The 23660-nt window shown below is 69.2% G+C and carries 18 protein-coding genes and 1 pseudogene; 11 read left to right on the forward strand and 8 right to left on the reverse strand.

The features are described from left to right. Nucleotides 1-261: 261 nt before the first annotated feature. Complete coding sequence (locus V3T34_RS17795; protein WP_060847058.1) at nt 262-1029, reverse strand: SDR family oxidoreductase; 768 nt, start codon at nt 1027-1029, stop codon at nt 262-264. A 162-nt stretch (nt 1030-1191) separates the two neighbouring features. Between V3T34_RS17795 and V3T34_RS17800 the strand changes: the two genes are divergently transcribed. Together V3T34_RS17800 and V3T34_RS17805 are read left to right on the forward strand one after the other, a co-directional pair. Beyond that, a complete protein-coding gene (locus V3T34_RS17800) occupies nt 1192-2232 on the forward strand; it encodes an L-idonate 5-dehydrogenase (protein ID WP_091881796.1) in 1041 nt (346 codons plus the stop codon). Between the two features lie 47 nt (nt 2233-2279). Next, entirely contained in the window at nt 2280-3275 is a 996-nt protein-coding gene (locus V3T34_RS17805) for a LacI family DNA-binding transcriptional regulator (protein ID WP_091882121.1), read from the forward strand. Nucleotides 3276-3395: 120 nt separating this feature from the next. On the opposite strand, the gene V3T34_RS17810 is transcribed toward V3T34_RS17805, so the two are convergent. Further along, on the reverse strand, nt 3396-3611 hold the full coding sequence (locus tag V3T34_RS17810) for a hypothetical protein (RefSeq protein WP_060847060.1): 216 nt from the start codon (nt 3609-3611) through the stop codon (nt 3396-3398). A gap of 87 nt (nt 3612-3698) precedes the next feature. Continuing rightward, nucleotides 3699-4496 (reverse strand): DUF3750 domain-containing protein, encoded by a 798-nt coding sequence (locus V3T34_RS17815; protein WP_060847061.1) that lies wholly within the window; start codon nt 4494-4496, stop codon nt 3699-3701. A 99-nt stretch (nt 4497-4595) separates the two neighbouring features. Between V3T34_RS17815 and V3T34_RS17820 the strand changes: the two genes are divergently transcribed. Together V3T34_RS17820 and V3T34_RS17825 are read left to right on the forward strand one after the other, a co-directional pair. Next, entirely contained in the window at nt 4596-5171 is a 576-nt protein-coding gene (locus tag V3T34_RS17820; protein WP_060847062.1) for a DUF533 domain-containing protein, read from the forward strand. Nucleotides 5172-5183: 12 nt separating this feature from the next. Next, nucleotides 5184-6026: a DUF1206 domain-containing protein gene (locus V3T34_RS17825; protein WP_060847063.1), complete on the forward strand. Its 843-nt coding sequence runs from the start codon at nt 5184-5186 to the stop codon at nt 6024-6026. Nucleotides 6027-6295: 269 nt separating this feature from the next. On the opposite strand, the gene otnC is transcribed toward V3T34_RS17825, so the two are convergent. Next, nucleotides 6296-6958: a 3-oxo-tetronate 4-phosphate decarboxylase gene (otnC, locus tag V3T34_RS17830; RefSeq protein ID WP_305078314.1), complete on the reverse strand. Its 663-nt coding sequence runs from the start codon at nt 6956-6958 to the stop codon at nt 6296-6298. Nucleotides 6959-6972: 14 nt separating this feature from the next. Beyond that, nucleotides 6973-8019 (reverse strand): LacI family DNA-binding transcriptional regulator, encoded by a 1047-nt coding sequence (locus tag V3T34_RS17835; protein WP_305078294.1) that lies wholly within the window; start codon nt 8017-8019, stop codon nt 6973-6975. Between the two features lie 192 nt (nt 8020-8211). Between V3T34_RS17835 and ltnD the strand changes: the two genes are divergently transcribed. The 5 genes from ltnD (at nt 8212) to V3T34_RS17860 (ending at nt 14557) form a co-directional block, all read left to right on the forward strand. Then, the gene (ltnD, locus tag V3T34_RS17840; protein ID WP_091881802.1) at nt 8212-9123 is read left to right on the forward strand and encodes an L-threonate dehydrogenase; all 912 of its coding nucleotides are present in this window, start codon (nt 8212-8214) and stop codon (nt 9121-9123) included. Nucleotides 9124-9285: 162 nt separating this feature from the next. Further along, nucleotides 9286-10068 carry a 2-oxo-tetronate isomerase gene (gene otnI / locus V3T34_RS17845; RefSeq protein ID WP_091881805.1) on the forward strand — a complete coding sequence of 261 codons (783 nt, stop codon included), beginning with the start codon at nt 9286-9288 and terminating at the stop codon, nt 10066-10068. After that, nucleotides 10065-11333 carry a 3-oxo-tetronate kinase gene (gene otnK, locus V3T34_RS17850; RefSeq protein ID WP_305078293.1) on the forward strand — a complete coding sequence of 423 codons (1269 nt, stop codon included), beginning with the start codon at nt 10065-10067 and terminating at the stop codon, nt 11331-11333. Before otnI ends, otnK begins: the two co-directional genes overlap by 4 nt. A 594-nt stretch (nt 11334-11927) precedes the next feature. Beyond that, complete coding sequence (locus V3T34_RS17855) at nt 11928-13070, forward strand: hypothetical protein (RefSeq protein WP_305078292.1); 1143 nt, start codon at nt 11928-11930, stop codon at nt 13068-13070. Beyond that, nucleotides 13067-14557 (forward strand): phosphoribosyltransferase, encoded by a 1491-nt coding sequence (locus V3T34_RS17860; RefSeq protein ID WP_145984626.1) that lies wholly within the window; start codon nt 13067-13069, stop codon nt 14555-14557. The genes V3T34_RS17855 and V3T34_RS17860 overlap by 4 nt, the downstream gene beginning before the upstream one ends. 36 nt (nt 14558-14593) lie before the next feature. Here the strand turns inward: V3T34_RS17860 and V3T34_RS17865 are convergent, their stop codons facing one another. Next, nucleotides 14594-16873: a ComEC/Rec2 family competence protein gene (locus V3T34_RS17865; protein ID WP_305078291.1), complete on the reverse strand. Its 2280-nt coding sequence runs from the start codon at nt 16871-16873 to the stop codon at nt 14594-14596. A gap of 197 nt (nt 16874-17070) precedes the next feature. On the opposite strand from V3T34_RS17865, the gene gltX reads away from it, so the two are divergent. Both gltX and gltA read left to right on the forward strand, forming a co-directional pair. Beyond that, entirely contained in the window at nt 17071-18489 is a 1419-nt protein-coding gene (gene gltX, locus V3T34_RS17870; protein ID WP_305078290.1) for a glutamate--tRNA ligase, read from the forward strand. Nucleotides 18490-18731: 242 nt separating this feature from the next. Continuing rightward, nucleotides 18732-20024, forward strand: a complete 1293-nt coding sequence (gene gltA / locus V3T34_RS17875) for a citrate synthase (RefSeq protein WP_048427695.1) — start codon at nt 18732-18734, stop codon at nt 20022-20024. A gap of 198 nt (nt 20025-20222) precedes the next feature. Here gltA and lpdA read toward each other — a convergent pair whose 3' ends face one another. Both lpdA and aceF read right to left on the reverse strand, forming a co-directional pair. After that, a complete protein-coding gene (lpdA, locus tag V3T34_RS17880; RefSeq protein ID WP_305078289.1) occupies nt 20223-22052 on the reverse strand; it encodes a dihydrolipoyl dehydrogenase in 1830 nt (609 codons plus the stop codon). Between the two features lie 24 nt (nt 22053-22076). Beyond that, nucleotides 22077-23393 (reverse strand): annotated as a pseudogene (gene aceF / locus V3T34_RS17885) (dihydrolipoyllysine-residue acetyltransferase); the annotation flags it as partial. Between the last annotated feature and the right edge of the window lie 267 nt (nt 23394-23660).

Genomic DNA, 23660 nt, shown 5'->3' on the forward strand with positions numbered 1-23660 from the left:
AGGAGAGGCGCGGATTTCCCCCTCCCCCCTCTTCGGGGGAGGGTGCTCCACGGAGTGGGGCGGGAGAGGGGAACCACGTTTCCGGAAAAGACTGAGCCGTTCTGAAGGACACTCTCTGGATCAGCGTCGCGCTGCCCCTCTCCCGCCCGGCGCACGAGTGCTTCGCACTCGCAGCCGGGCACCCTCCCCCGCAGAGAGGGGAGGGGAAAGCCCACGTCAGCGTAGGGGCTGATCGATCGCGTCCCATCGTCTGAGCCGACGTCACAACGTCGCCAGCACGCCCCCGTCCACGTAGAGGATCTGGCCGTTGACGAAATCCGAGGCGGACGAAGCCAGGAAGATCGCCGCGCCCTGCAGCTCCTCCACCCGGCCCCAGCGCCCGGCCGGGGTGCGGTTCCTCAGCCAGGCGTCGAAGTCGGGGTTCTCGATCAGGGCCTGGTTGAGCGGCGTCGCGAAGTAGCCCGGGCCGATGCCGTTCACCTGCAGGCCGTGGCGGGCCCAGTCGGTGCACATGCCCTTGGTCAGGTTCTTCACCGCGCCCTTCGAGGCGGTGTAGGGGGCGATCGAGTAGCGCGCCGCCTCGCTCTGGAGGCTGGCGATGTTGATGATCTTGCCCCGCTTGCGCCCGATCATGTGCCGGGCCACCGCCTGGCCGACATAGAACACGCTGTCGAGGTTGACCCGCATCAGCTCGTGCCAGGTCTCGACGGAATACTCCTCGAGCGGCGCGCGGCGCTGGATGCCGGCATTGTTGACCAGGATGTCGAGGGGGCCGATCTCGGCCTCGATCCGGTCGACGCCCGCCTTCACGGCGGCCGCATCCGACACGTCGAAGGCGGCCGGCTCGACCGCGATGCCTTCCTTCCGCAGTTCCGCCACGGCGCCGTCGAGCTTTGCCGCATCGCGGCCGTTGAGCACGATCGCCGCTCCTGCGCGGCCGAGGCCGAGCGCCAGCGACAGGCCGATGCCCTGGCTGGAGCCGGTCACCAGGGCACGGCGGCCCGACAGATCGAACAAGGCGGTCGACACCGGCGAACTCCTCCCCGACGCGCTCCGGCCGGCGACCTTCGGGCCGCTCCTTGCGGTTGCGCTCGTACCCGAAGGGAAGCATGGTACCGATACCAAGGCAAGCGGCATCGCGGCGCCGGTGATCCGGCCGCCAGCGAGCCCACCGGGAGGAGATGTTTGGCCATGACGCTCGCCGCGCGCATCCACGCCGCCAAGGACCTGCGGGTCGAGACGATCTCGCTGCGCGAGCCGGAGGCGGACGAGGTCGTGGTCGCGCTCGGCGCGGGCGGCATCTGCGGCTCGGACCTTTCCTATTACGGAAAGGGCCGGGTCGGGGATTTCAGCTTGCGCGAGCCGATGGTGCTCGGCCACGAGGTCGCCGGCACGGTGACGCGGGTGGGCAACGCGGTCACCGGCGTGAAGCCGGGCGACCGGGTCGCGGTCGATCCGAGCCGTCCGTGCCTCGCTTGCGACTATTGCCGCGCCGGCCGCTCGAACCTGTGCCGCAACATGCGGTTCTTCGGCTCGGCGGCGATCTTCCCGCATGTCCAGGGCGGCTTCAGCGAGCTCTTCCTCGCCCGGGCCGACCAGTGCGTGCCGATCCCCGACACGATGCCGATGCGGGTCGCGGCCTGCGGCGAGCCCCTGGCGGTGGCGCTCCACGGGATCCGGCGGGCCGGCGAGCTCCTGGGCCGCCACGTCCTCATCGCCGGGGCCGGGCCGATCGGGCTCCTGTGCCTGATGGCGGCGCGGCTCGCGGGGGCGCGCCGGATCGTCTGCACCGATCTCGCCGAGGCGCCGCTCGCCATCGCCCGCGAGATCGGCGCGGCCGAGACCATCAATGTGGCCTCGCAGCCCGAGCGGCTCGCCGCCTACGAGGCCGACAAGGGCACCTTCGACGTCGCGCTGGAAGCCACCGGCGCGCCCGCGGCGCTCGCCTCGCTGTTCCGGGTGGTGCGGCCCGGCGGCCGGGTGGTGCAGCTCGGCATGATGCCGCCGGGCGACGTGCCGGTGCCGGCCAATCTCCTGATGGCCCGCGAGATCGATTTCGTCGGCGCCTTCCGCTTCCACGAGGAGTACCGCACCGCCATCGCGCTCCTGGCCTCCGGCCGGATCGACGTCGCGCCGATCCTGTCGGCCGAGCTGCCGATGTCCCGGGCCGACGAGGCCTTCGCGCTCGCCGCCGACCGCAGCCGGGCGATCAAGGTCCACCTCGCCTTCTAGGCCGGCCGATGGCCGACGGGTCCACGCCCCCGCGCCGGGCACCGACGATGCGCGACGTGTCGCGCCTCGCCGGCGTCTCGCCGATGACGGTCTCGCGCACGCTGGCCGCGCCCGCCCGCGTCTCGCAGGAGACGCGAGCGCGGGTGCTGGCGGCGGTGGACCGGCTTGGCTACGTGCCGGACCGCGGCGCCGGGAGCCTGTCGTCGCGGCGCACCGGCTTCGTCGCCCTGATCGTCCCGACCCTGACCAACCCGAACTTCGCCGACACCGCCGCCGGCCTCACCGCCGTGCTGCGCCCGCGCGGCTACCAGCCGCTGATCGGGGTCACCGGCTACTCGGTCGCGGAGGAGGAGACGGTCCTGCGCGCGATGCTGTCGCGCCGCCCGGACGCGATCGTGGTGTCGGGGATGCACCGCTCGTCTCGCGCCCGCGACCTCCTCGCCCGGGCCGGGGTGCCGGTGGTGGAGATCTGGGACCGGCCGGAGGCGCCGATCGACCGGGCGGTGGGCTTCTCGAACTACGAGGTCGGACGGCTGGCGGCACGGACCCTCGCGGGTCTCGGCGCCGCCCGCATCGCCGGCCTCGGGCCGGAGCGCATCGGCGAGGTCCGGGATTTCCGCGGCGAGGAGCGCCTGCGCGGCTTTCGCGACGGTCTCGCCGAGGCGGGCCGTGCCGACGATCTGGTCCTGCACCACGGCCGCGCGGCCGGCGCCTTCGCGCACGGGGCCGAGGCGCTGGCGGAGCTCGTCGCCCGCGGGGGCGCCGAGGCGGTCTTCCTCGTCTCCGACATCTCGGCCTTCGGGGCGCTGATGGAGTGCCAGCGCCGCGGGATCCGGGTGCCGCAGGACGTGAGGCTCCTGGGCTTCGGCGATTTCGAGATCGGCCGCCAATGCGTGCCGCGCCTCTCCACCATCGCGGTCGATCCCGACGAGATCGGCCGGCGCACCGGCGCCCTGCTGCTCGGGCTCCTCGACGGCGGGGCGGGGGAACCGGCGGTGATCGACCTCGGGTTCAGACTGCTCCTGCGGGAGAGCACCGGCTAGGCAGATTTCGCCGAAGTGGTGACCGGTTCGGCGCCGAAAATCTGCGACAGAATAAGAACCCAAGCGGTTAAAGCGTTGGCCTGCCAACGCAGGTCGGCTTGGGGTCGCGAGCCTCGCGGGTCAGGCCACGCGCGGCCGGGGCGCCGGGCGGGGCCGCAGCACCGGGGCGACGGCGTCGTGACCTTCTTCCACCGGGCTGCGTTGGGCGGCCCGGGGCTGCTCGACCAGCGGAAACAGGTCCTGCAGCCCGCGCGAGACGCCGGCGAGCACCGGCGCGAAGGGGCCGACGAACGGGGAGGGGGCCGTGTCGGCCTTGACGAAGCGGGAGTTGGACATGTCGCACTGCAAACCTGTGGGCGAGAGTTAACGCGCCGCAACACGGTTTGGTTCAATGCGGATGCCCGACGATCGCCGGGCCGGCCTTCAGCGGCTCGGCGTCGGGGCGATCAAGGTCTCGGCGGCGCCGGCCGGATCCATGCCGATGCGGCCCCAGCCCGGGAGCTTCAGGGCCGGGCGGCGCAGGTCCAGCCCCGCCACCGCGCCCAGCACGTTGACCTCGATCCCCTCGACCCAGCCGAGGGTCAGGCCGAGATAGCCCCGGGCCGAGAGCTGGAGGCCGGTTCGGCTCGGCGTCCAGGCGACGGCGCGCTCCGAAAAGTCCTTGCCGAGGGCCGTCGGCGGCAGCGCCACCCCGAGGTCGGGCACGGCGCGCAGGACATGGGCCACGAAGGTGTTGGAGTTCGGCCCCGGCCAGGCGCTGTAGCTGCCCGCCGCCCGGTGCGGGTAGGTCGCGACGGCGGCGTGGATCCGCGGCACCGCGGCGGCCGCCGCCTCGCCGTCGAGGGCGAGCACGACCTGCGGCGGGTTGCCGAACCAGCGCGCATCCGCCGCGTAGGCGTCCTTGCGCACCGGCAGGCCCCAGCCGACCACGTCGTAGCGGGTGTAGCGCGGTGCTCCGGCCTCCTTGACCACGATCCAGGTGTGATGGGCGAAGATGCCCCGCCAGCGCCCGACCCGGGCGGCGTAGATCCGCACCAGGGCCTCGGGCGCCGCGGCGGGAGCGGGCAGGAGCCGCGCGCTCGACCAGTCGGCGGTGGCCCAGTCGGGGGCGAGGTCGTCGCGGCTCCACCACCACAGGGCGTGGGCGGCGAGCGGCAGCAGGAACAGGAGAACGAGCGCCAGCACCAGGGTGCGCGCACACCAGGCCAGGGCGAGCAGCATGACGCGAAGATGGTCGTCGGAGCGGGGCGGCGCAACCGCGGCCGGGCGAGACCGTTGTTGGCCTGCAACGAGTACTGCGGACGGGTACGGGAGAACGCGATGGCCGAGGTGAAACGGGTGCTGGACGCCCTGGTGCGCAGCCGCCGCGGCGGGCTCGCGGCCTCCGCCGCCCTCGGCGGCCTGGCGCTCATTGCCGGCCTCGCCGTGCGGGCGACGCAGCGCGGCGAGCCCGGGGCGGAGCCGGCGCGAGGGGCTGGAGCCCCGCAAGGTCCGGCCCGGGACACGGCCCGCGCCCCGGCCGCGACGCCCTTCGAGGCCGGTGCGCTCAGCGACGACGAGGCGACGCTGTGCCTGCGGATCATGGTGGCGGCCTCCGCCGCCGACGGGGTGATCGACGCCCGCGAGCGCGAGCGGCTGGACGCCGCGGTCGCCGAATCCGGTCTCGACCTCGCCGGCCGCCAGTGGCTCGCCCGCGAGCTCGAGGACCCGGCGACGATCGACGAGATCGCCGACCGGGTCGCCACTCCCGAGGCCGGTGCCCGGGTCTACGCCGCGGCCCGCCTCGCCATCGATCCCGACACGATGCAGGAGCGCGCCTTCCTGCGCATGCTGGCCGACGCCCTCGACCTCGACGACGACGCGCTCGCCCGGGTCGAATCCGGCCTCGCGGCCTGATCGGCAACCCCGATGCGCCTCGACGGCCGGCAAGCCCTCGAACTGCTCGCCCGCCTCGGCTACGGCGCCCGCGGGGTCACCTACTGCCTCGTCGGCGGCCTCGCGGTGCTCGCCGCGATCGGCGTCGGCGGGCAGACCGGGGGCAGCCGCAGCGCCCTGCTGATCCTGCTGGAGCGGCCGTTCGGCTGGATCCTGCTCGGCGTCGTGGCCCTCGGGCTCGCCGCCTTCGCGCTCTGGCGCGTGGTCGAGGCGGTGACCGATGCCGACCGATACGGCCGCTCGGCCAAGGGATTGGCGACCCGGGCCGGCCACCTCGTCAGCGGCGTGACCTATGGCGGCCTTGGCCTGTCGATGATGACGGCGGCGCTCGGCCGCGGCACGGCGCGCCAGGCCGAGGACCAGGGCGCCCGCGACTGGACCGCCTGGCTGCTGCAGCAGCCCTTCGGCCAGTGGCTCGTCGGCGCGGTCGGCCTCGTGGTGATCGGCGCCGGCCTCGCCTTCGCGGCCAAGGCCTGGAAGGGCGACGTGTGCAAGCGCCTCTCGGTACCGCACGACGCCCGCGACTGGGTCCGGCATGTCGGCCGCTTCGGCTACGCCGCCCGGGCGCTGACCTTCGGGCTGATCGGCGGCTTCCTGATCGCGGCCGCGGTCGAGAGCCGGTCGAGCGACGTGAAGGGCCTCGGCGGCGCCCTCCAGGCCCTGCGCGACGAGCCCTACGGCTGGGTGCTCCTCGGGCTGACCGCGGCCGGCCTCGCGGCGTTCGGGATGTTCGGCCTCGTCCAGGCCCGCTACCGCCACATCGACCCGCCGGACCTCGACGCCGCGCGCCGGGCGGTCACGGACATCGCGCGCTGAGCAGATTTCGCCGAAGCGGTGACCGGTTCGGCGCCGAAAATCTGCGACAGAACAAGAACCTAAGCGGGCGAAGCGTCGGCCTGCCAACGCAAGACTGCTTAGGACCGAGGGCGGGTGCCGGAACCCGGTCGATCCGAGTCGAAAACCTCATTCCACGCCCGACCTCACCTTTCGAGGTCAATCCATCTCCGATCGCCGACACCTCGGGACGAGGTCGAGAAGGGATGGAAGGACGATCGAAAAACTTGGTTTGTACGGCGAACGAGCGCTCAATGGCCGTGCCCGTGCTCCGGCAGCGTCAGGCCGAAATGCGTCACCAGGTCCTGGACCTGGGCCGGGGTCAGGTGGCGCGGGTTGAGGTTGCGCAGGAGCAGGTAGAGCTTGGCGGTCTCCTCCAGCTCCTCGGTGGCGAAGACCGCGGCCTCCAGGGTGTCGCCGGCCACCACCGGTCCGTGATTGGCGAGCAGCACCGAGGAATATTGCCCGGCGAGCCCCCGGATCGCATCGGCCACCGCCGGGTCGCCGGGGCGGAAGTAGGGCACCAGTGCCACCGCGCCGGCCCGCATCAGGCTGTAGGGGGTGAGCGGCGGCAGCACGGCGCGGGGGTCGATCTCCGGCAGCATCGAGACCGCGACCGCGTGGGTCGAGTGCAGGTGGACGATCGCCCTGGCCGACGAGCGGCTGTCGTAGAGGGCGCCGTGGAGCGGGATCTCCTTCGTCGGCTTGTCGCCCGACAGGAGCTTGCCGTCGCGGTCGAGGCGCGAGATCCGGGCCGGATCGAGGAAGCCGAGCGAGGCGTTGGTCGGCGTCACCAGCCAGCCGCCGTCGTCGAGCCGCAGCGAGATGTTGCCCGACGAGCCGGGCGTCAGGCCGCGCTCGAACAGCGAGCGCCCGAACCGGCAGATCGCCTCGCGCAGGGCGGACTCGCTCATCGTCGACACGTCCGTCACGCGGTCGCTCCCTCGATCAGTTCGAAGCCGAGATCCACCACCGTCGCCGGGCTCCCCGTGCAGAGCAGCCGCGCCGCCGTGGCGCCGGCCTCGACCCGCGGGGTGCGGATGGTGGCGAGCGGCTGCGGCATCAGCCGGCCGACATCGAGGCCGTTATAACCGAACAGGGCGAGCCGCCCCGGCACCGCGATGCCGTGGGCCAGGCAGTGGAAATAGCCGCCGAGCGCCATGTCGTCGTTCGAGAAATAGGCCGCGTCGAGATCCGGCACCCGCTCCAGCAGGGCGGCGAGACCCTGCCGCCCGGCCTCGACCGAGGACGGGCTTGCCACCCGTTCCTCGCCGGCCGGCCCCATTCCGGTCTCGCGCAGGGCATCGCGAAAGCCCGCGTAGCGCTTGGCGGCGCGCCGGTCCTTCGTCAGGTCGTGGCCGATATAGCCGATGCGGCGGTAGCCGCGGCCGACGAGGTGGCGGGCGCTCGCCTCGCCGGCGGCGCGGTTCGAATAGCCGACCACGATGTCGAGCCCCGGCCCGTCGGTGTCGAGGAGCTCGGCCACCCGCACGCCGCTCGCCGCGAGGCGCCGCCGCGTGCCGGGATTGTGCTCGAGCCCGGTGACGATCAGCCCGGCCGGGCGCCAGCTCAAGAGCGAGCCGACCACCGCCTCCTCGCGGTCCTGGTCGTAGTCCGTCACGGCGATGACCGACTGGAAGCCCTCCTGCTCCAGGGCCGCGGTCGCGCCGCGCAGGAGGTCGGGAAACACGATGTTGGTGAGCGAGGGGATCACGATGCCGATCAGCCGCGAGCCGGTCGAGGCGAGGGTGCCGGCGATCCGGTTCGGCACGTAGCCGAGGCGCGCCACCGCCGCCTCGACGCGGGCCCGGGTCTTCTCCGAGAACGAGCCGTGGCTGCGCAGGACCCGCGACACCGTGCTCTCGCCGACCCGCGCCTCGCGGGCGACGTCCGCGAGCGTGATCGGGCGGCGGCCGGTCCCGTCGAACGGCTCCGCGTCCCCCACCGCGAAGGCCTCGTTGCCTCCCTCGTCCATCCCTCGTCCCCCGACGCGCCGCGTCTTGTCATCGCCGCGCGGCAGCGCCACGATGTCATGGTTCCCGGGCCGGCTCAACGGATCGTTGGTCCGTATTGGCAGCGCTGCCAATACGGTGCTAGAGCCTGGGACGAGGGCGCGGCGTCAGATCGCGCGGGACAGCGGATCGCAAGATCCGCAGGAGGAAACGGCATGAGCGACACACCCGCCCGCGTCGCGGTGATCGGCCTCGGCTCGATGGGCTACGGCATGGCCCAGGCCCTGCGGCGCGCCGGCCTCGACGTCGCCGGCAGCGACGTCTCGTCCGAGAGCGTCGCGCGCTTCGTCGCCGAGGGCGGCCGGGGGGCCGAGAGCCCGGCACGGGCGGCCGCGGATGCCGGCATCGTGGTCTGCGTCGTCGTCAACGCCGCCCAGACCGAGGCGGTCCTGTTCGGGCCCGACGGCGTCGCCGCCGCCATGCCGGAGGGCGCGGTCTTCGTCTCCTGCGCCACCATGGACCCGGAGGTCGCCCGGCGGCTCGCCGCCCGGCTCGAGGCCACCGGCCGGCACTACCTCGACGCGCCGATCAGCGGCGGTGCCCAGCGCGCGGCGCAAGGGGAGCTGACGATCCTGGCCTCGGGCAGCCCGGCGGCCTTCGCCCGGGCCAAGCCCGCCCTCGACGCCATGGCGGCCAAGCTCTACGAGCTCGGCGACGCCGCCGGCGCGGGCGCGGCCTTCAAGATGATCAACCAGCTGCTCGCCGGCGTCCACATCGCGGCGGCGAGCGAGGCGATGGCCTTCGCGGCCCGTCAGGGCCTCGATCTGAGGCGCGTCTACGAGGTGATCACCGCCTCGGCCGGCAATTCTTGGATGTTCGAGAACCGGATGCCGCACGTCCTCGACGGCGACTACGCGCCGCGCAGCGCCGTCGACATCTTCGTGAAAGATCTCGGCATCGTGCAGGACATGGCCCGCACGCAGAAATTCCCGGTGCCGGTGGCGGCGGCCGCCCTGCAGATGTTCCTGATGGCCTCCGGCGCCGGCATGGGCCGGGACGACGACGCCTCGGTGGCGCGGATCTACGCTCAGGTGACCGGGACCGCGCTGCCGGGCGGGGCGGGGTGACTGTCGGCTCCCATCCACTGAATTGACATCCACCGGGGCATTCCGGGCTTTGCTTCGCAGCCCCGGGATGACCCCGAGAGGTGGTGACGTGAGTGGCCGTTCGACCGGCTTTGCCGGTCTGCCAGGATAAGCCCACCAAGACGCCCGGGAGGGAGGACCACGATGCCGCGCTTTGCCGCGAACCTGACCCTGATGTTCACGGAAGTCCCGTTCCTCGACCGGTTCGCGCAGGCCGCGGAGGCCGGGTTCGAGGCGGTCGAGTTCCTGTTTCCCTACGAGCATCCGCCCGAGGCGATCGGCGAGCGCCTGAAGGCGCACGGCCTGACCCAGGCCCTGTTCAACCTGCCCCCGGGCGACTGGGCGGCGGGCGAGCGGGGGCTCGCGGCCCTGCCCGACCGGTTCGAGGAGCTGAAGGCCGGCGTCGAGACGGCGCTTGCCTACGCCCGCGCCACCGGCGTGAAGCGCCTGCACCTGATGGCCGGCATGGCCGACCGCAGCGATTCCAGGGCGCAGGACTCCTACCGCCGCGCCGTCGGCTGGACGGCGGAACGGGTCGGCCGCGAGGGGCTCGACCTCGTGCTGGAACCGATCAACGCCCGCAACATGCCGGGCTACTTCCTCAACGATTTCGATTATGCCGCCGACCTGATCCGCGCGCTGGCGCTGCCGAATCTGAAGCTGCAGTTCGACCTCTACCACTGCCAGATCCTGCACGGCGACGTGACCATGCGGCTGCGGGCCCTGATGCCGATGGTCGGCCATGTCCAGACCGCCAGCGTGCCCGAGCGGCACGAGCCCGGCAGCGGCGAGATGAACGACGCCTTCCTGTTCGCCGAACTCGACCGCCTCGGCTACGACGGCTTCGTCGGCTGCGAGTACAACCCGCGCGCCGGCACCCGCGAGGGCTTGGGCTGGTTCGACGCCTATAAGGGAGCCCGCGCATGACCCTGGCACTGGGCTGCGTCGCCGACGACTATACCGGCGCCTCCGACCTCGCCAACACCCTGACCAAGGCGGGCCTGCGCACGGTCCAGACCATCGGGGTGCCGGCGGACGATCTCGCGCTGCCCGAGGTCGACGCCGTGGTGGTCTCGCTCAAGAGCCGGTCGATCCCCGCCGACGAGGCGGTGGCCCGCTCGCGCGAGGCCGCCGCGTGGCTGAACGCCCGGGGCGCCGGCCACCTGCTGTTCAAGGTCTGCTCGACCTTCGATTCGACCGACGAGGGCAATATCGGCCCGGTCACCGACGCCCTGCGGGAGGATGCCGGCGAGGCCATCGCGCTCGTCACCCCGGCCTTCCCGGAGACCGCGCGCACGGTCTATCTCGGCCACCTCTTCGTCGGCATGGTCCCGCTCGCCGAGAGCCCGCTCAAGGACCATCCCCTCAACCCGATGCGGGATTCGAACCTCGTGCGGGTGCTGGCGCGCCAGAGCCGGGCGGGGGTCGGGCTGATCGACCTCGCGACGGTGGCGCAGGGCGCCGAGGCGGTGGGGGCCCGGCTCGACGCGCTCGCCCGCGAGGGCAAGGGCGCGGCCATCGCCGACGCGGTGCTCGACCGCGACCTCGCGGTGCTGGGCGCCGCCGCCCTGACCCGCAAGGTCTCGACCGGCGCCTCGGGCCTCGGGCTGGGGCTCGCCCGCGCCCTGGTGGCGGCCGGGCGCGTCGCGCCCGCCGCCACGGCGGCCGATCTCGGCGGACCGATCGGCGGCCCGGCGGCCTGCCTCGCCGGCAGCTGCTCGCAGGCGACCCTCGGCCAGATCGCCCGGGCCGAGGCCGCGATGCCGGTGCGCCGCCTCGATCCCGCCCAGTTGCTCGCCGGCGAGGACGAGGCCGGGGCGGCGCTGACCTGGGCGATGGAGCGGATCGGCGACGGCCCGGTGCTCATCGCCAGCAGCGCCGGCCCCGACGAGGTGGCGGCGGTCCAGGCGCGCTACGGCCGCGACGCCGCCGGCCACGCCGTCGAGGCCGCCATGGCGCGGATCGCCGAGGGGCTGGTGGCCCACGGGGTGCGCCGCCTCGTGGTGGCGGGCGGCGAGACCTCGGGCGCGGTCGTCGACCGCCTCCGCCTCCCGGCCTTCCGCGTCGGCCCCGAGATCGCCGCCGGCGTGCCGGTCCTGCGCACCACCGACCGCGACATGTGGCTGGCGCTCAAGTCGGGCAATTTCGGCGGGCCGGACTTCTTCGCCGATGCGCTGCGGCTGATGCCGTAGGGACGATCAATCTGGCCGGATGGCGGCGTCCGGCCGGGTTGCGCGCTCCGTCCGGGTTACGACGCGCGTTTAGTCATAGTAGATCGCGACCGCGCTGGGCGCAGCCGGCACTGGGATCGCTGATTGGTTCACGCGGCTGCCTCGGCGGCGCGCGTGGGGTCTCGATCCTGGACATCCGCCCAGCGCTGAGAATTGCGGCAGATAAGATCGACGATCTGATCTCCACTGCCCCGTACCGCGAGCATCCGACGTGATTCATCTGCTATCTATAAGTATTATCATAATTTTTGTCACAAAAATTAGCCTTTTTATTGTCGAATTTGTTCATCTATAAGATAATATTTTGCGTATTTTGCTTTATCTAAGCTCTATTGAACTTCGGTTACGAACAAAAATATTGTAATTTCGGCAATTTGATATTTTCGTTTGAGTTTTTGATCTTTTTGACGTAAAGAATGATTGCTTATCTACTTAGAACAGATATCAAGATACCAATATGAAATTCTCGAGAAAGCCCTACGGAGTTGACTTTTTTGTCAAGATGGGCGCGCAATACGAAAAGTATAAGTGCTTTTCTCCGGACGATGAGAAAAAATGGAGTCTGGCGATATCTTTCCGGGCTGTCATGGCAGAGGGAAAGGACGAGGATTCCGAACTCAAATGCGCGCCGGATTATCCTGGATATCTTACGCGCCGAATCGGGGGCGAACACATCTTCGTCCCCTTCAATCTCGGTTCATTTTTCCCAGGAAAGACCTTTCTGCAGGAAGCCATATTGATATCGAGGCAAGTCAAGCTTGCCTATGGGCATCCGATTTGCCTATCCGGCAGCGCAACCTTCCTAAGAAAATAAACAACACGACCGATCTTGACTATTGTGAGTATTATCCGACGTTCTTAGGAACGCTATCACCGGCCGTGTGCGGCAAAATAGGACTAGAAAATTCATGCTATCTGATGTCTGTAAAATGCAACTCCGAAAAAATTGACATAGATTCCGATCAATGCCATGAGCCTATTCATAATTTGATCAACAAAAAGATAAAAGAAAGGCCGCTTAGTATCAAATTAGACTATATAATCGACACGAATGTACTTGGAATCATCACGACGACGAACGTGGTCCTTCCTGTCCTGCTTCATGATTTTGAGAGTGGCGCCGCAGAACTCAGTTTTGCGTATCAGGAGGCGATCCTGTGCGCTGCCGCACCGCCCCGGACGCTTGCGAATGTTAAGGAATTTGCTCGTTACCTGATGTGGCTGAAGGCAGATTGCAACCAGTGGCTGGCTATTGATGACCGCCCCTCCAATCCCAAGGCCCCCCTTAAGTGCTTGAAACGCGCCCTGTCGGCTTTCCTTCTCATCGGCTATGATTTGAGTCGAGAAGACGTCGATACGATCGGTCGATCCGTGTCACTTGAGGATTTGAAGCTGCTCGCTGCCCACGCCCCGCCCGGCGCACCGGCGGAGCTTTCTCCTGTAGACTTAATTATTGCTTCATTGAATGGTGGCACACTCGCCGACATCGCCGATACATTGAGGCTGGATGAAATTAAACGGCTCGCGCCGCGTGGTCATCCTATGATTCCAGAGCATATCGTTGAGAAGGCTCACCAGAAAAAATTGATAGATCAAGGATTGGTCGATGAAGCACTAGAGGCTGCGTGGACACTGGCTGAGGGGTTGACAGGATTAATCAATATAATTTTCGATCAGACGGAAGGATCTGTCGCATGAAGGAGAATGATCTCAAGAGAAAGATGGTTGAAAAACTTATTAAGTCTTTCTCTGTGCGCAACAGCGAAGTCGAATCTTCTCGCGCAAATCTTGAAAAATTATCGATAGACGAGCTTCAAAATTGGATGGCACGGCTCGAAATTTCTGACACAGACATGAAAGATATTGCGCCTCACGACAAAGGCGGTGAAGAGATTGCTGAACGCCGTCGGCTGGCTCAGGAGAAAATCGCGATCGGCCTCACGCAATTGGCAGCGGTAAGCAGAAAAATCGCGAAGGTGGCACGCCAGCCCGAAAAGGCGGAACAGTCATTTGCGGAATCTGCTCCATCGTCCGATGTCGATCTTGAGAAACAGGAACAGCTCGTTGTCACGCTGGCGCCTCACCCTCAAGACAATACAGTAATAGACAAGTTTAGCAGTAAGAGTCAATCGCAAAACGATCCGTTTTTGCAATCGGTTAGCGGCGAAGATGCCGAAAAATATGCCGACAACTTATGGCTTTACCCACTGATTGTCAATAAGAGCGCTGAATCGACTCTAAAGACTCTTGACCCATCAGTCGCATCCCGGACAATTACCCTGAAGCAATCAAGGACATATTCGGAAGTTAAAATACTCCCGGTCGATAATGCGATGCTTGGGGTCGACCAGCTGCAATCACTCGTGCTAAGCAATCTTGTCAGGTTGCTTGACGGAAATAATATTGGATTGCAATACCAAGATCGACTTGCGGAACTTAAGTCACAGCTAACCCATGATCCAGCATTCACAAAATATTTTCAAATCCAAATCGCCTCAATGGTGCGCGACATTTTCCAGATGGTTACCGAGAATTATGCCATACGCGAGCAATTTAGCAGAATTTCTCCGTTCATGGACGAGCTACAACGACAAGCTAGAGCGCCTTCGCCTGCGGTCGAAATGACTTTCATACCGGACAAATCTCCAGAGATCAGTGACATTCTGCTGATCGACGGCATGGCAAAAATGATTGCGCGGACCCGCGAGTACGATCCGGATTGCGTCGTCGTCATTGGCAACGGCGGTCAGATTCTGGGGAAGCTTGTCCAGAATAATTTCAAGAATTCCGCCAAGTTCATCTTCGTTGAGCCGGGAACAAACGTCGGTCTGCAGCGGGGAATTCCCCGTAACTGCTCTCGCATTCTGGTTCTCGACGATATCGCAAGAACGGGTGAAACGATGCGCGATGAAATCTCGCGCTGCAGGCACCTGCACACCCGGGCTGCAGTCCGGGGAATGGCGCTCGTCGGCACTACCAGGAGCTGCGAAACTCTTGGGGATGAAGTATTCTTTCCCAATCTATCAGCCGCTCCCGAACCGCAAGTGCCGTGGGACCGGCGCGGACAGTATGGGGCAACGGCTCAAAATTACATTCTGGGCCGAGGGGGCGAGACGCAATTCTCCTTTTCGAAGACCCTGCTGGGCCGCGCCGTGCTACGCATGATGCCGGTCTCGATCGCCTGATGGCGCCTGGCCCGGAGGCCGGAACACCCACGGCTATCACGGCTCGGCTTGGACTTCAGGGTCCTCTCCCTCCTGCGGAAACGGCGGTGGAAGCGGTTTCGGTCCCGGCGCCGTTTTCGGTGCGGCAGCAACCGGCACGGCGGGCGTTACGACTGGAGCCGGCCGCCACGGTTTTCCCTCCCCCGGCCGCTTGGCGGTCTCGACCGTCGGACCATCCGGCGTGAAGCGCAGGGTGGTCGAGCCATGTGCCGCCAGGAAGGTGCGGTCGAGGACGTGCTTGGCCGCACACCCGGCCGGCGCCTCGAGACGGCTCACCACCACGTCGGCGCGGGCGCAATCCTCCGGGAAGGCGCGCTTGTCGCGCACCAGCGCCACGCTGATCCCCCGCGGCCCGCGGCCGACGCAGCCGAGCTTGTCGCAGCGGGCTTGCGCGCCCAGCCCGGGATCGTCGCGGGAGCGGCCGTCGCCGTCGGCCTTGAGCCACTGTTCCAGCACGAAGCCGGGGGGCTTGCCCAGCACCACGAGGCGCCCGTCGGCCCCGCGCAGGGCCGCGCCGCCGCCCTCGCGGTCGACGTAGAGGTCGGGCCGCACCGGTGCCGCCGCGAGCGCCAGGCCGAGGAGGCCGGGGGCGAGGCCGAGCCAGCGCAGGCCGGAGACCGGCAGCACCAGGAGCAGGAGGGCCACCGTCATCAGCCCGAGCGCGCCGGGGCCGAAGGCCGGCAGCACCACGGTCGCGCGGTCGAAGCCCTCGATCCAGGCGGAGATGTCGAGCATGCCGCGCACCGCCAGCCCCATCGCCCACCAGACCGGCCGGTCGAGGGCGAAGGGATGGGCCAGCATGCCGAGCACCGCCGCCGGCATCACCACCAGCGAGACGAGCGGCAGGGTGAGCGCGTTGCCGACGACGCCGAAGGGCTGGACGGTCTGGAAGTGGTAGGTGGCGAAGGGCGCGGTGGCGATCTGGGCGACCAGCGTGGTGGCGAGCGTGCCGACCACCGTCGCGAGGCACCAGGCGAGCGCCCGGGTGACTGGCCCGCCGCCCTCCGGGTTCCACAGCCGCCCCTCGATCAGCCGGGCGCAGGCGACGAGCCCGGCCACCGCCCCGAACGACATCTGGAAGCTCGGGCCCAAGAGCCCTTCCGGCTCGCGGACGAGGGAGATCAGCGCCGCCAGCGCCAGGTTGCGCAGGCTGAGCGCCGGCCGGTCGACCAGGACCGCGCCGAGCATCACCAGTGTCATGACGAGCGAGCGCTCGGCCGCGAGGTCCCAGCCCGAGAAGGCGCAGTAGCCGGTGACCGCGATCATCGCCAGGAATGCCGCGATCTTCTTGATCGGCCAGGCCAGCGCCAGGCCCGGGACGAGGGCGAGCAGCGCCCGCACGAGCCAGAACACCACCCCGGCCGCCAGCACCATGTGCAATCCGGAAATCGAGACGACGTGATAGATCCCGGCCGCCCTCAGGGTGTCGTTGGTGTCCTGGTCGATGAGCCCGCGCTTGCCGGTGACGAGGGCCGCCGCCACCGCGCCGGCCTGGGTGACGCCGCCCTTGTCGCCGTTCGACTCGGCGATGCGCCGCGTCAGCGCGTTGCGGGCGTCGTCGAGGCCGGCGGCGAGCCGCAGGCTCCAGGGCGCCGGCTCGGGCGGCGGCTTGACGGCGGCGGCGCCGAGCAGCGAGCCCACCGCGCCGATGCCGCGGAAATACGCGTCGCGGGCGAAATCGTAGCCGCCGGGCCGCGCCGGCTCCGGCGGCGGCAGCAGGCGCGCCTTGGCCTCGATGTAGTCGCCCGGCCGCAGCGCGTCGCCGCGGCGATAGGAGACGCGCACCCGCACCGGCCGCTCGGCCGCCGCCATCTCGCCGAGGCGCAGGACCCGCACCACGAGCCGCGCGCCTTCTTCCCGCTCCTCCAGCGCCTCGACGAAGCCGTGCAGCGGCGCGATCACCGTGCGGGCGAGGACCGGCGCGGCGACGCGCGTCGTCCGGTAGGCGGCGGCCGCGAAGCCCAGGAAGACGAAGGACGCCGCGAGCATGAGGGCCGGCGCGACCGCGCGGGCCCGCAGCGCCAGCGCGCCGCCCGCCAGCGCGAGCCCGGCGCCCAGCGGGGCGGCGAGGACGACCGGCCCGTCCGCGACGGTGAGGAACAGCAGCGCGCCGGCGCCGAAGGCCACCGCCAGCCAGGGAAACAGCCGGCGCTGCGCGGCCTCCGCGGCGAGGCAGCCGGCGATGCGGCCGCCGAGCGCCGGGAGCAGCAGCACGGGCGCCGGCAGCGCGCCGGCGGCGCGTGCCACGATCCCCGTTCCTGCGCCCGGCCCCGCCATCGCCCCGCCCCGACGAGGCTGCGCGCAACCGCCGCTCCCCCGGGCCCCGGGCGCGAGCCCGGCCCCGATGACGGTTTCTTAACGGCTCGTCTCGCGCATGCTACAGGACCCGGCGCCGGCGGGTCGACTCGCCCGACCCTGCCCCGACGGCCCCGGCCACATCGTTTTTTTCGCTCTCACCCCGGTTCTCGAAGCGCATGTCCTCCGTCGTCACCCGCTTTGCCCCGTCGCCCACGGGCTTCCTCCACATCGGCGGGGGTCGCACGGCTTTGTTCAACTGGCTCTACGCGCGCCGGCACGGCGGCCGGATGCTGCTGCGCATCGAGGACACCGACCGCGAGCGCTCGACGCAGGGCGCCATCGACGCGATCCTCGACGGGCTCGCCTGGCTCGGCCTCGATTGGGACGGCGACGTGGTCTACCAGTTCGCCCGGGCAGGCCGGCACCGCGAGGTGGCCGAGGGCCTGCTCGCAACGGGTCGGGCCTATCACTGCTACGCCACGCCCGAGGAACTGACCGAGATGCGCGAGAGCGCGCGTCGCGAGGGCCGGCCGATCCGCTACGACGGCCGCTGGCGCGACCGCGATCCGTCCGAGGCGCCGGCCGGCGTCAAGCCGGTCATTCGCCTGCGCGCGCCGACCGACGGCGAGACCGTGGTCGAGGACGCGGTGCAGGGCCGGGTGGTCTGGCAGAACAAGGACCTCGACGACCTCGTCCTGCTGCGCTCGGACGGCACGCCGACCTACATGCTGGCCGTGGTGGTGGACGACCACGACATGGGCGTGACCCACATCATCCGCGGCGACGACCACCTGACCAACGGCGCGCGCCAGACCCAGATCTACCAGGCGCTGGGCTGGGACGTGCCGAACATGTCGCACATCCCGCTGATCCACGGGCCGGACGGGGCCAAGCTCTCCAAGCGCCACGGCGCGCTCGGGGTCGATGCCTATCGCGACCTCGGCTACCTGCCGGCGGCGCTCCGCAACTACCTCGTGCGCCTCGGCTGGAGCCACGGCGACCAGGAGATCTTCTCCACCGAGGAGATGGTCGCGGCCTTCGACCTCGCCCAGGTCGGGCGCTCGCCGGCCCGGTTCGACTTCGCCAAGCTCGAGAACCTGAACGGGCACTACATCCGCTCGTCCTCGAACGAGGCGCTGGTCGAGGCGATCGAGGCGATCCTGCCGACGCAAGGACAGCGCTGGGGCCTCTCCGCGCCGCTGGCCCCGGAGATCCGCGAAAAATTCATCGCCGCGATGCCGGGGCTGAAGGAGCGGGCCAAGACCCTGATCGAGCTCGTCGACAGCGCCTACTACCTCTACGCGCCGCGGCCGCTCGCCCTCGACGATAAGGCCTCGGGCCTCCTCGGCAACGGCGGGCGCGAGCGGCTCGCCGGGGCGCTGCCGCACCTCGAGGCGCTGACCGAGTGGTCCGCCGCCTCGACCGAGGGTGCGGTGCGGCAGTTCGCGGAGAGCGCCGGGGTCAAGCTCGGGCAGGTCGCCCAGCCCCTGCGCGCCGCGCTGACCGGCCGGGCGACCTCGCCGCCGCTGTTCGACGTGATGGCGGTGCTCGGCCGCCAGGAGAGCCTGGAGCGCCTGCGCGAGCAGGCCGCCTGAGGCGCAACCAGGCCGAGTCCCCCGCGAGCCCGGCCCCCGGGGGATTCGCCGGCCCGACCCGACGACCCCTGAACAGAATCTGAATTCTGTCATCCGGGTGGGGGCGTGCGGTTGATGCCGGTGCGGTGATCCGCTAACCCGGACGGCGAGTGAGCACCCGCAGCAAAGTCGCCGCCTGCCCCCGGGCGCCGCGGTCGAGGCTCCGACGCTCGGTCACGTTGATGGAAAGGGTCCGCAACCCCATGAGCCTCCCCACCAGCACCCTCACGGTGAACGGTCGCACGATCGAGCTGCCCACCAAGGCCGGCACGGTCGGCCCGGGTGTCGTCGACATCAGCAAGCTCTACGCGCAGACCGGGCAGTTCACCTACGACCCGGGCTTCACCTCGACGGCGTCCTGCGAGTCCAAGATCACCTATATCGATGGTGACGAGGGCGTGCTCCTCTATCGCGGTTACCCGATCGAGCAGCTGGCCGAGCACGGCGACTTCCTCGAGACCTGCTACCTGCTGCTGTACGGCGAGCTGCCGACCGCGGCCCAGAAGGCCGATTTCGACTACCGCGTCACGCGCCACACCATGGTGCATGACCAGATGAACCGCTTCTTCCAGGGCTTCCGCCGCGACGCCCACCCGATGGCGGTGATGGTGGCCTGCGTCGGTGCGCTCTCGGCGTTCTATCACGACTCGACCGACATCACGGACGAGAAGCAGCGCATGGTCGCCTCCATGCGCATGATCGCCAAGATGCCGACGCTCGCGGCCATGGCCTACAAGTACTCGATCGGCCAGCCGTTCGTGTACCCGAAGAACGACCTCGACTACACCTCGAACTTCCTGCGGATGTGCTTCGCGGTTCCGTGCGAGGAATACCAGCCGAACCCCGTGCTGTCGCGGGCGCTCGACCGGATCTTCATCCTGCATGCCGACCACGAGCAGAACGCCTCGACCTCGACGGTGCGTCTGGCCGGCTCCTCGGGCGCCAACCCCTTCGCCTGCATCGCCGCCGGCATCGCCTGCCTGTGGGGCCCCGCCCATGGCGGCGCCAACGAGGCGGCGCTGAAGATGCTGGCCGAGATCGGCACCCCCGAGCGCGTCGGCGAGTACGTCGCCAAGGCGAAGGACAAGAACGATCCGTTCCGTCTGATGGGCTTCGGTCACCGGGTCTACAAGAACTACGACCCGCGCGCCCGCATCATGCAGAAGACCACGCACGAGGTGCTGAGCGAGCTCGGCATCAAGGACGATCCGCTGCTCGACGTCGCGATGGAGCTGGAGCAGATCGCCCTCAAGGACGAGTACTTCATCGAGAAGAAGCTCTACCCGAACATCGACTTCTACTCGGGCATCACGCTCAAGGCGATGGGCTTCCCGACCTCGATGTTCACGGTGCTGTTCGCGCTCGCCCGCACCGTCGGCTGGATCAGCCAGTGGGCCGAGATGATCGAGGACCCGTCCCAGAAGATCGGCCGTCCGCGCCAGCTCTACACCGGCGCCCCGAAGCGCGACTACGTGACGACCGCCCAGCGCGGCTGACGTCCTCCGCGCCAGGCGCCCCGGTAAAACGATACGGGCGGCACGCGAGTGCCGCCCGTATCTTTTTGCGTCCGGTTCTTCTTGGCGGATCTGGCGCTGGGCCTCCCCTCCCACAGGGGAGGGGACCATCGCGCCCTGCCGTGTCCAGAGGGCCTGCGGGGGCGGCGATGCCGCCGCCCCCGCATCACGGTCGTCGCCTCAATGCGCCTTCTTCTTCGGCATGTAGAGGTCGGTGATCGTGCCCTCGAAGGCCTCGGCCGCCATGCCGACCGTCTCCGACAGCGTCGGATGCGGATGGATGGTCATCCCGATATCCTCGGCATCCGCCCCCATCTCGATGGCGAGCGCGGCCTCCGCGATCAGGTCGCCGGCCGAGGGGCCGACGATGCCGCAGCCGACGATGCGGTTCGATTCCTCGTCGAACAGCACCTTGGTCAGGCCCTCGTCGCGCCCGAGCGACAGCGAGCGGCCGCTCGCCGCCCAGGGGAACACGCCCTTGCCGACCTTGATGCCCTTGGCCTTGGCCTCGGTCTCGGACAGGCCGACCCAGGCCACCTCCGGATCGGTATAGGCCACCGACGGGATCACCTTGGCGTCGAAGAACGAGTTCTTGCCGGCAGCCGCTTCCGCCGCGACCTTGCCCTCGTGCACCGCCTTGTGGGCGAGCATCGGCTGGCCGACCACGTCGCCGATGGCGAAGATGTGCGGCGCCGTCGTGCGCATCTGCTTGTCGACCGGGATGAAGCCCCGCTCGTCCACCGCGACGCCGGCGGCCTCGGCGCCGATCAGCTTGCCGTTGGGGCGGCGGCCGACCGAGACCAGGATCTTGTCGAAGGTGTCGGTGGCCGGCGCCGAGCCGCCCTCGAACGTCACCTTGAGGCCCTCGGGCAGCGCCTCGACGGCCGTGACCTTGGCCTTGAGGTGGATCGCCTCGTACTGCTTCGAGATCCGCTTGAAGAGCGGGGTGACGATGTCCTTGTCGGCGCCCGGGATGATCTGGTCCATCAGCTCGACGATGGTCACTTTGGACCCGAGCGCGTGGTAGACCGTCGCCATCTCGAGGCCGATGATGCCGCCGCCGATGACCAGCAGGCGCTTGGGCACCCCGTCGAGCTCCAGCGCGCCGGTCGAGTCGATCACCCGCGGGTCGTCGTGCGGGATGAACGGCATCTTGATCGGCTCGGAGCCGGCCGCGATGACCGCGTTGTCGAAGCCGATGACCGTCTTCTTGCCCTCGTGCTCGACCTCGATCTGGTGCGGGCTGACGAAGCGGGCGGTGCCGGTGACCACCGTCACCTTGCGCTGCTTGGCCAGCCCCCCGAGGCCGCCGGTCAGGCGCTTGACCACGCCCTCCTTCCAGCTGCGCAGCTGATCGATGTCGATCTGGGGTGCCGCGAAGCTGATCCCGTGCGAGGCCATCGCCTGGCTCTCGTCGATCACCTTGGCGGCGTGGAGCAGCGCCTTCGAGGGGATGCAGCCGACGTTGAGGCAGACGCCGCCGAGGCTCGGCCAGCGCTCGACCAACACGACCTTCTTGCCGAGATCGGCGGCGCGGAACGCCGCCGTGTAGCCGCCGGGGCCGGCGCCGAGCACCAGCACCTCGGCCCGCATCTCCTCGCCGGAGACCGGGGCGGCGCCCTTCGGGGCCGGGGCCGTTGAGGCGCCCTGGCCGCCGGCGGTGGCGGGCGAGCCGTAGCCCGCCTGGCCCGCGCCCGCCGCGAGCGGCGAGCCGCCGGCGGAGGCCGCCGGGGCCGCCTTCTCGGCGACAGCGGGCTTCGCCGGGGCTGCAGCGGCGGCACCCTCCAGCACCAGGAGAAGATCGCCCTGCGTGACCGCGTCACCCGGCTTGATCTTCACCTCCTTGACCGTGCCGGCCACGGAGGAGGGGACGTCCATGGTCGCCTTGTCGGATTCCAGGACGACGATGGTGTCGTCGACCGCGATCGTGTCGCCGGCCTTGACCAGCACCTCGATCACCGGGACGTTCTTGAAGTCGCCGATATCCGGCAGACGGACTTCGTTGCTCATCGGATCACCTCGCTGCGTGGTTCGTCAGACGACGAGGCGCCGGACGTCCTCGAGGACGTGGGCGAGGTGGCGGGTGAAGCGCGCGGCCAGCGCGCCGTCGATCACGCGGTGGTCGTAGGAGACCGAGAGCGGCAGCATCAGCCGCGGCTTGAACTCGGTGCCGTTCCAGACCGGCGCCATCTTGGAACGCACCACGCCCAGGATCGCGACCTCGGGGGCGTTGACGAGCGGCGTGAAGCCGGTGCCGCCGATGCCGCCGAGCGACGAGATCGTGAAGGTGGCGCCCTGCATGTCGCCGCTGCCGAGCTTGCCGTCGCGGGCCTTCTTCGACAGCGAGCCGAGTTCCTGGCTGATCTCGACGATGCCCTTGCGGTCGGCATCCTTGACCACCGGGACGACGAGGCCGTCCGGCGTGTCGACGGCGACGCCGATGTTGTAGTATTTCTTGAGGATCAGCGCGTCCTTCTCGGGGTTCAGCGACGAGTTGAACTCCGGGTGCTGGCGCAGCGCCGAGACCGCGGCCTTGATCAGGAACGACAGCAGGGTGACGCGGTAGCCCTTGTCCTTGCCGGCGGTGTCGAGTTCCTTGCGGTAGACGTCGGTCTCGGTGATGTCCGACTCGTCCGAATGGGTGACGAGCGGCACGTTGAGCCAGGCGCGGTGCAGGTGCGGGCCGGAGATCTTCTTGATCCGCGGCAGCGGCTTCACCTCGGTCGGGCCGAACTTCGAGAAGTCGACCGCCGGGATCTCCGGGATGCCCATGCTGCCGGTGGCCACCGCCGTGCCGGCCGAAGCCGCCGGGGCGGCGGAGCGCACGAGCGAGCCCTTCACGTCCTCCTTGGTGATCCGGCCCTTCTCGCCGGAGCCCTTGATGCCGTTGAGGTCGACGCCGAGCTCGCGGGCAAGCCGCCGCACCGCGGGGCTCGCATGCACGTTCGAGAAGTCGGGGGCCGAGGAGGCGGGAGCGGCCGGGACCGGGGGAGCGGCGGGCCTGGCCGGATCCGGCTCCTGCTTGGGCATCAGGGCGGCGGTATCGGCGGCGGGGGCCGCACCCGCGGACGGGGTCGCGGCGGCCGCGGCGGCCGGCGCCTTCTCCTCGGACTCGCCCTTCAACAGCAGGACCGGGCTGCCCTCGCTCACCGTGTCGCCGACCTTGACCAGGATCTTCTCGATCACGCCGGCCGACGGGGAGGGGACCTCCATCGTCGCCTTGTCGGATTCGAGCGACACGATCGGGTCCTCGGCCCCGATCGTGTCGCCTTCCTTCACCAGGATCTCGATGATCGGGATGTTCTTGAAATCACCGATATCCGGGATCTTGACCTCGATCGACACTGCGCACTCTCCCGATTGATTTGCTTAATACGTCTTTACGAAGATGGAATTCCCGACTCGCGAGGCAGCTCTCGCCCGGGCATCCGCTATCGCAATCCCACAACTCGGTCTGATCGCTTTCTTCCCTTGGAAAGCGCGCACCTCTCCTCCCCCTTGTGGGGAGGAGTTGGAGGTGGGGGTGGTTCAGGAGGCACCGCATAGCTCTGCGCGGCACCACCCCCACCCCTGACCCCTCCCCACGAGGGGGAGGGAAAGCGCGTATCTTCAGAAGGG

The organism is Methylobacterium ajmalii (assembly GCF_036448855.1).
GTDB lineage: Bacteria > Pseudomonadota > Alphaproteobacteria > Rhizobiales > Beijerinckiaceae > Methylobacterium > Methylobacterium ajmalii.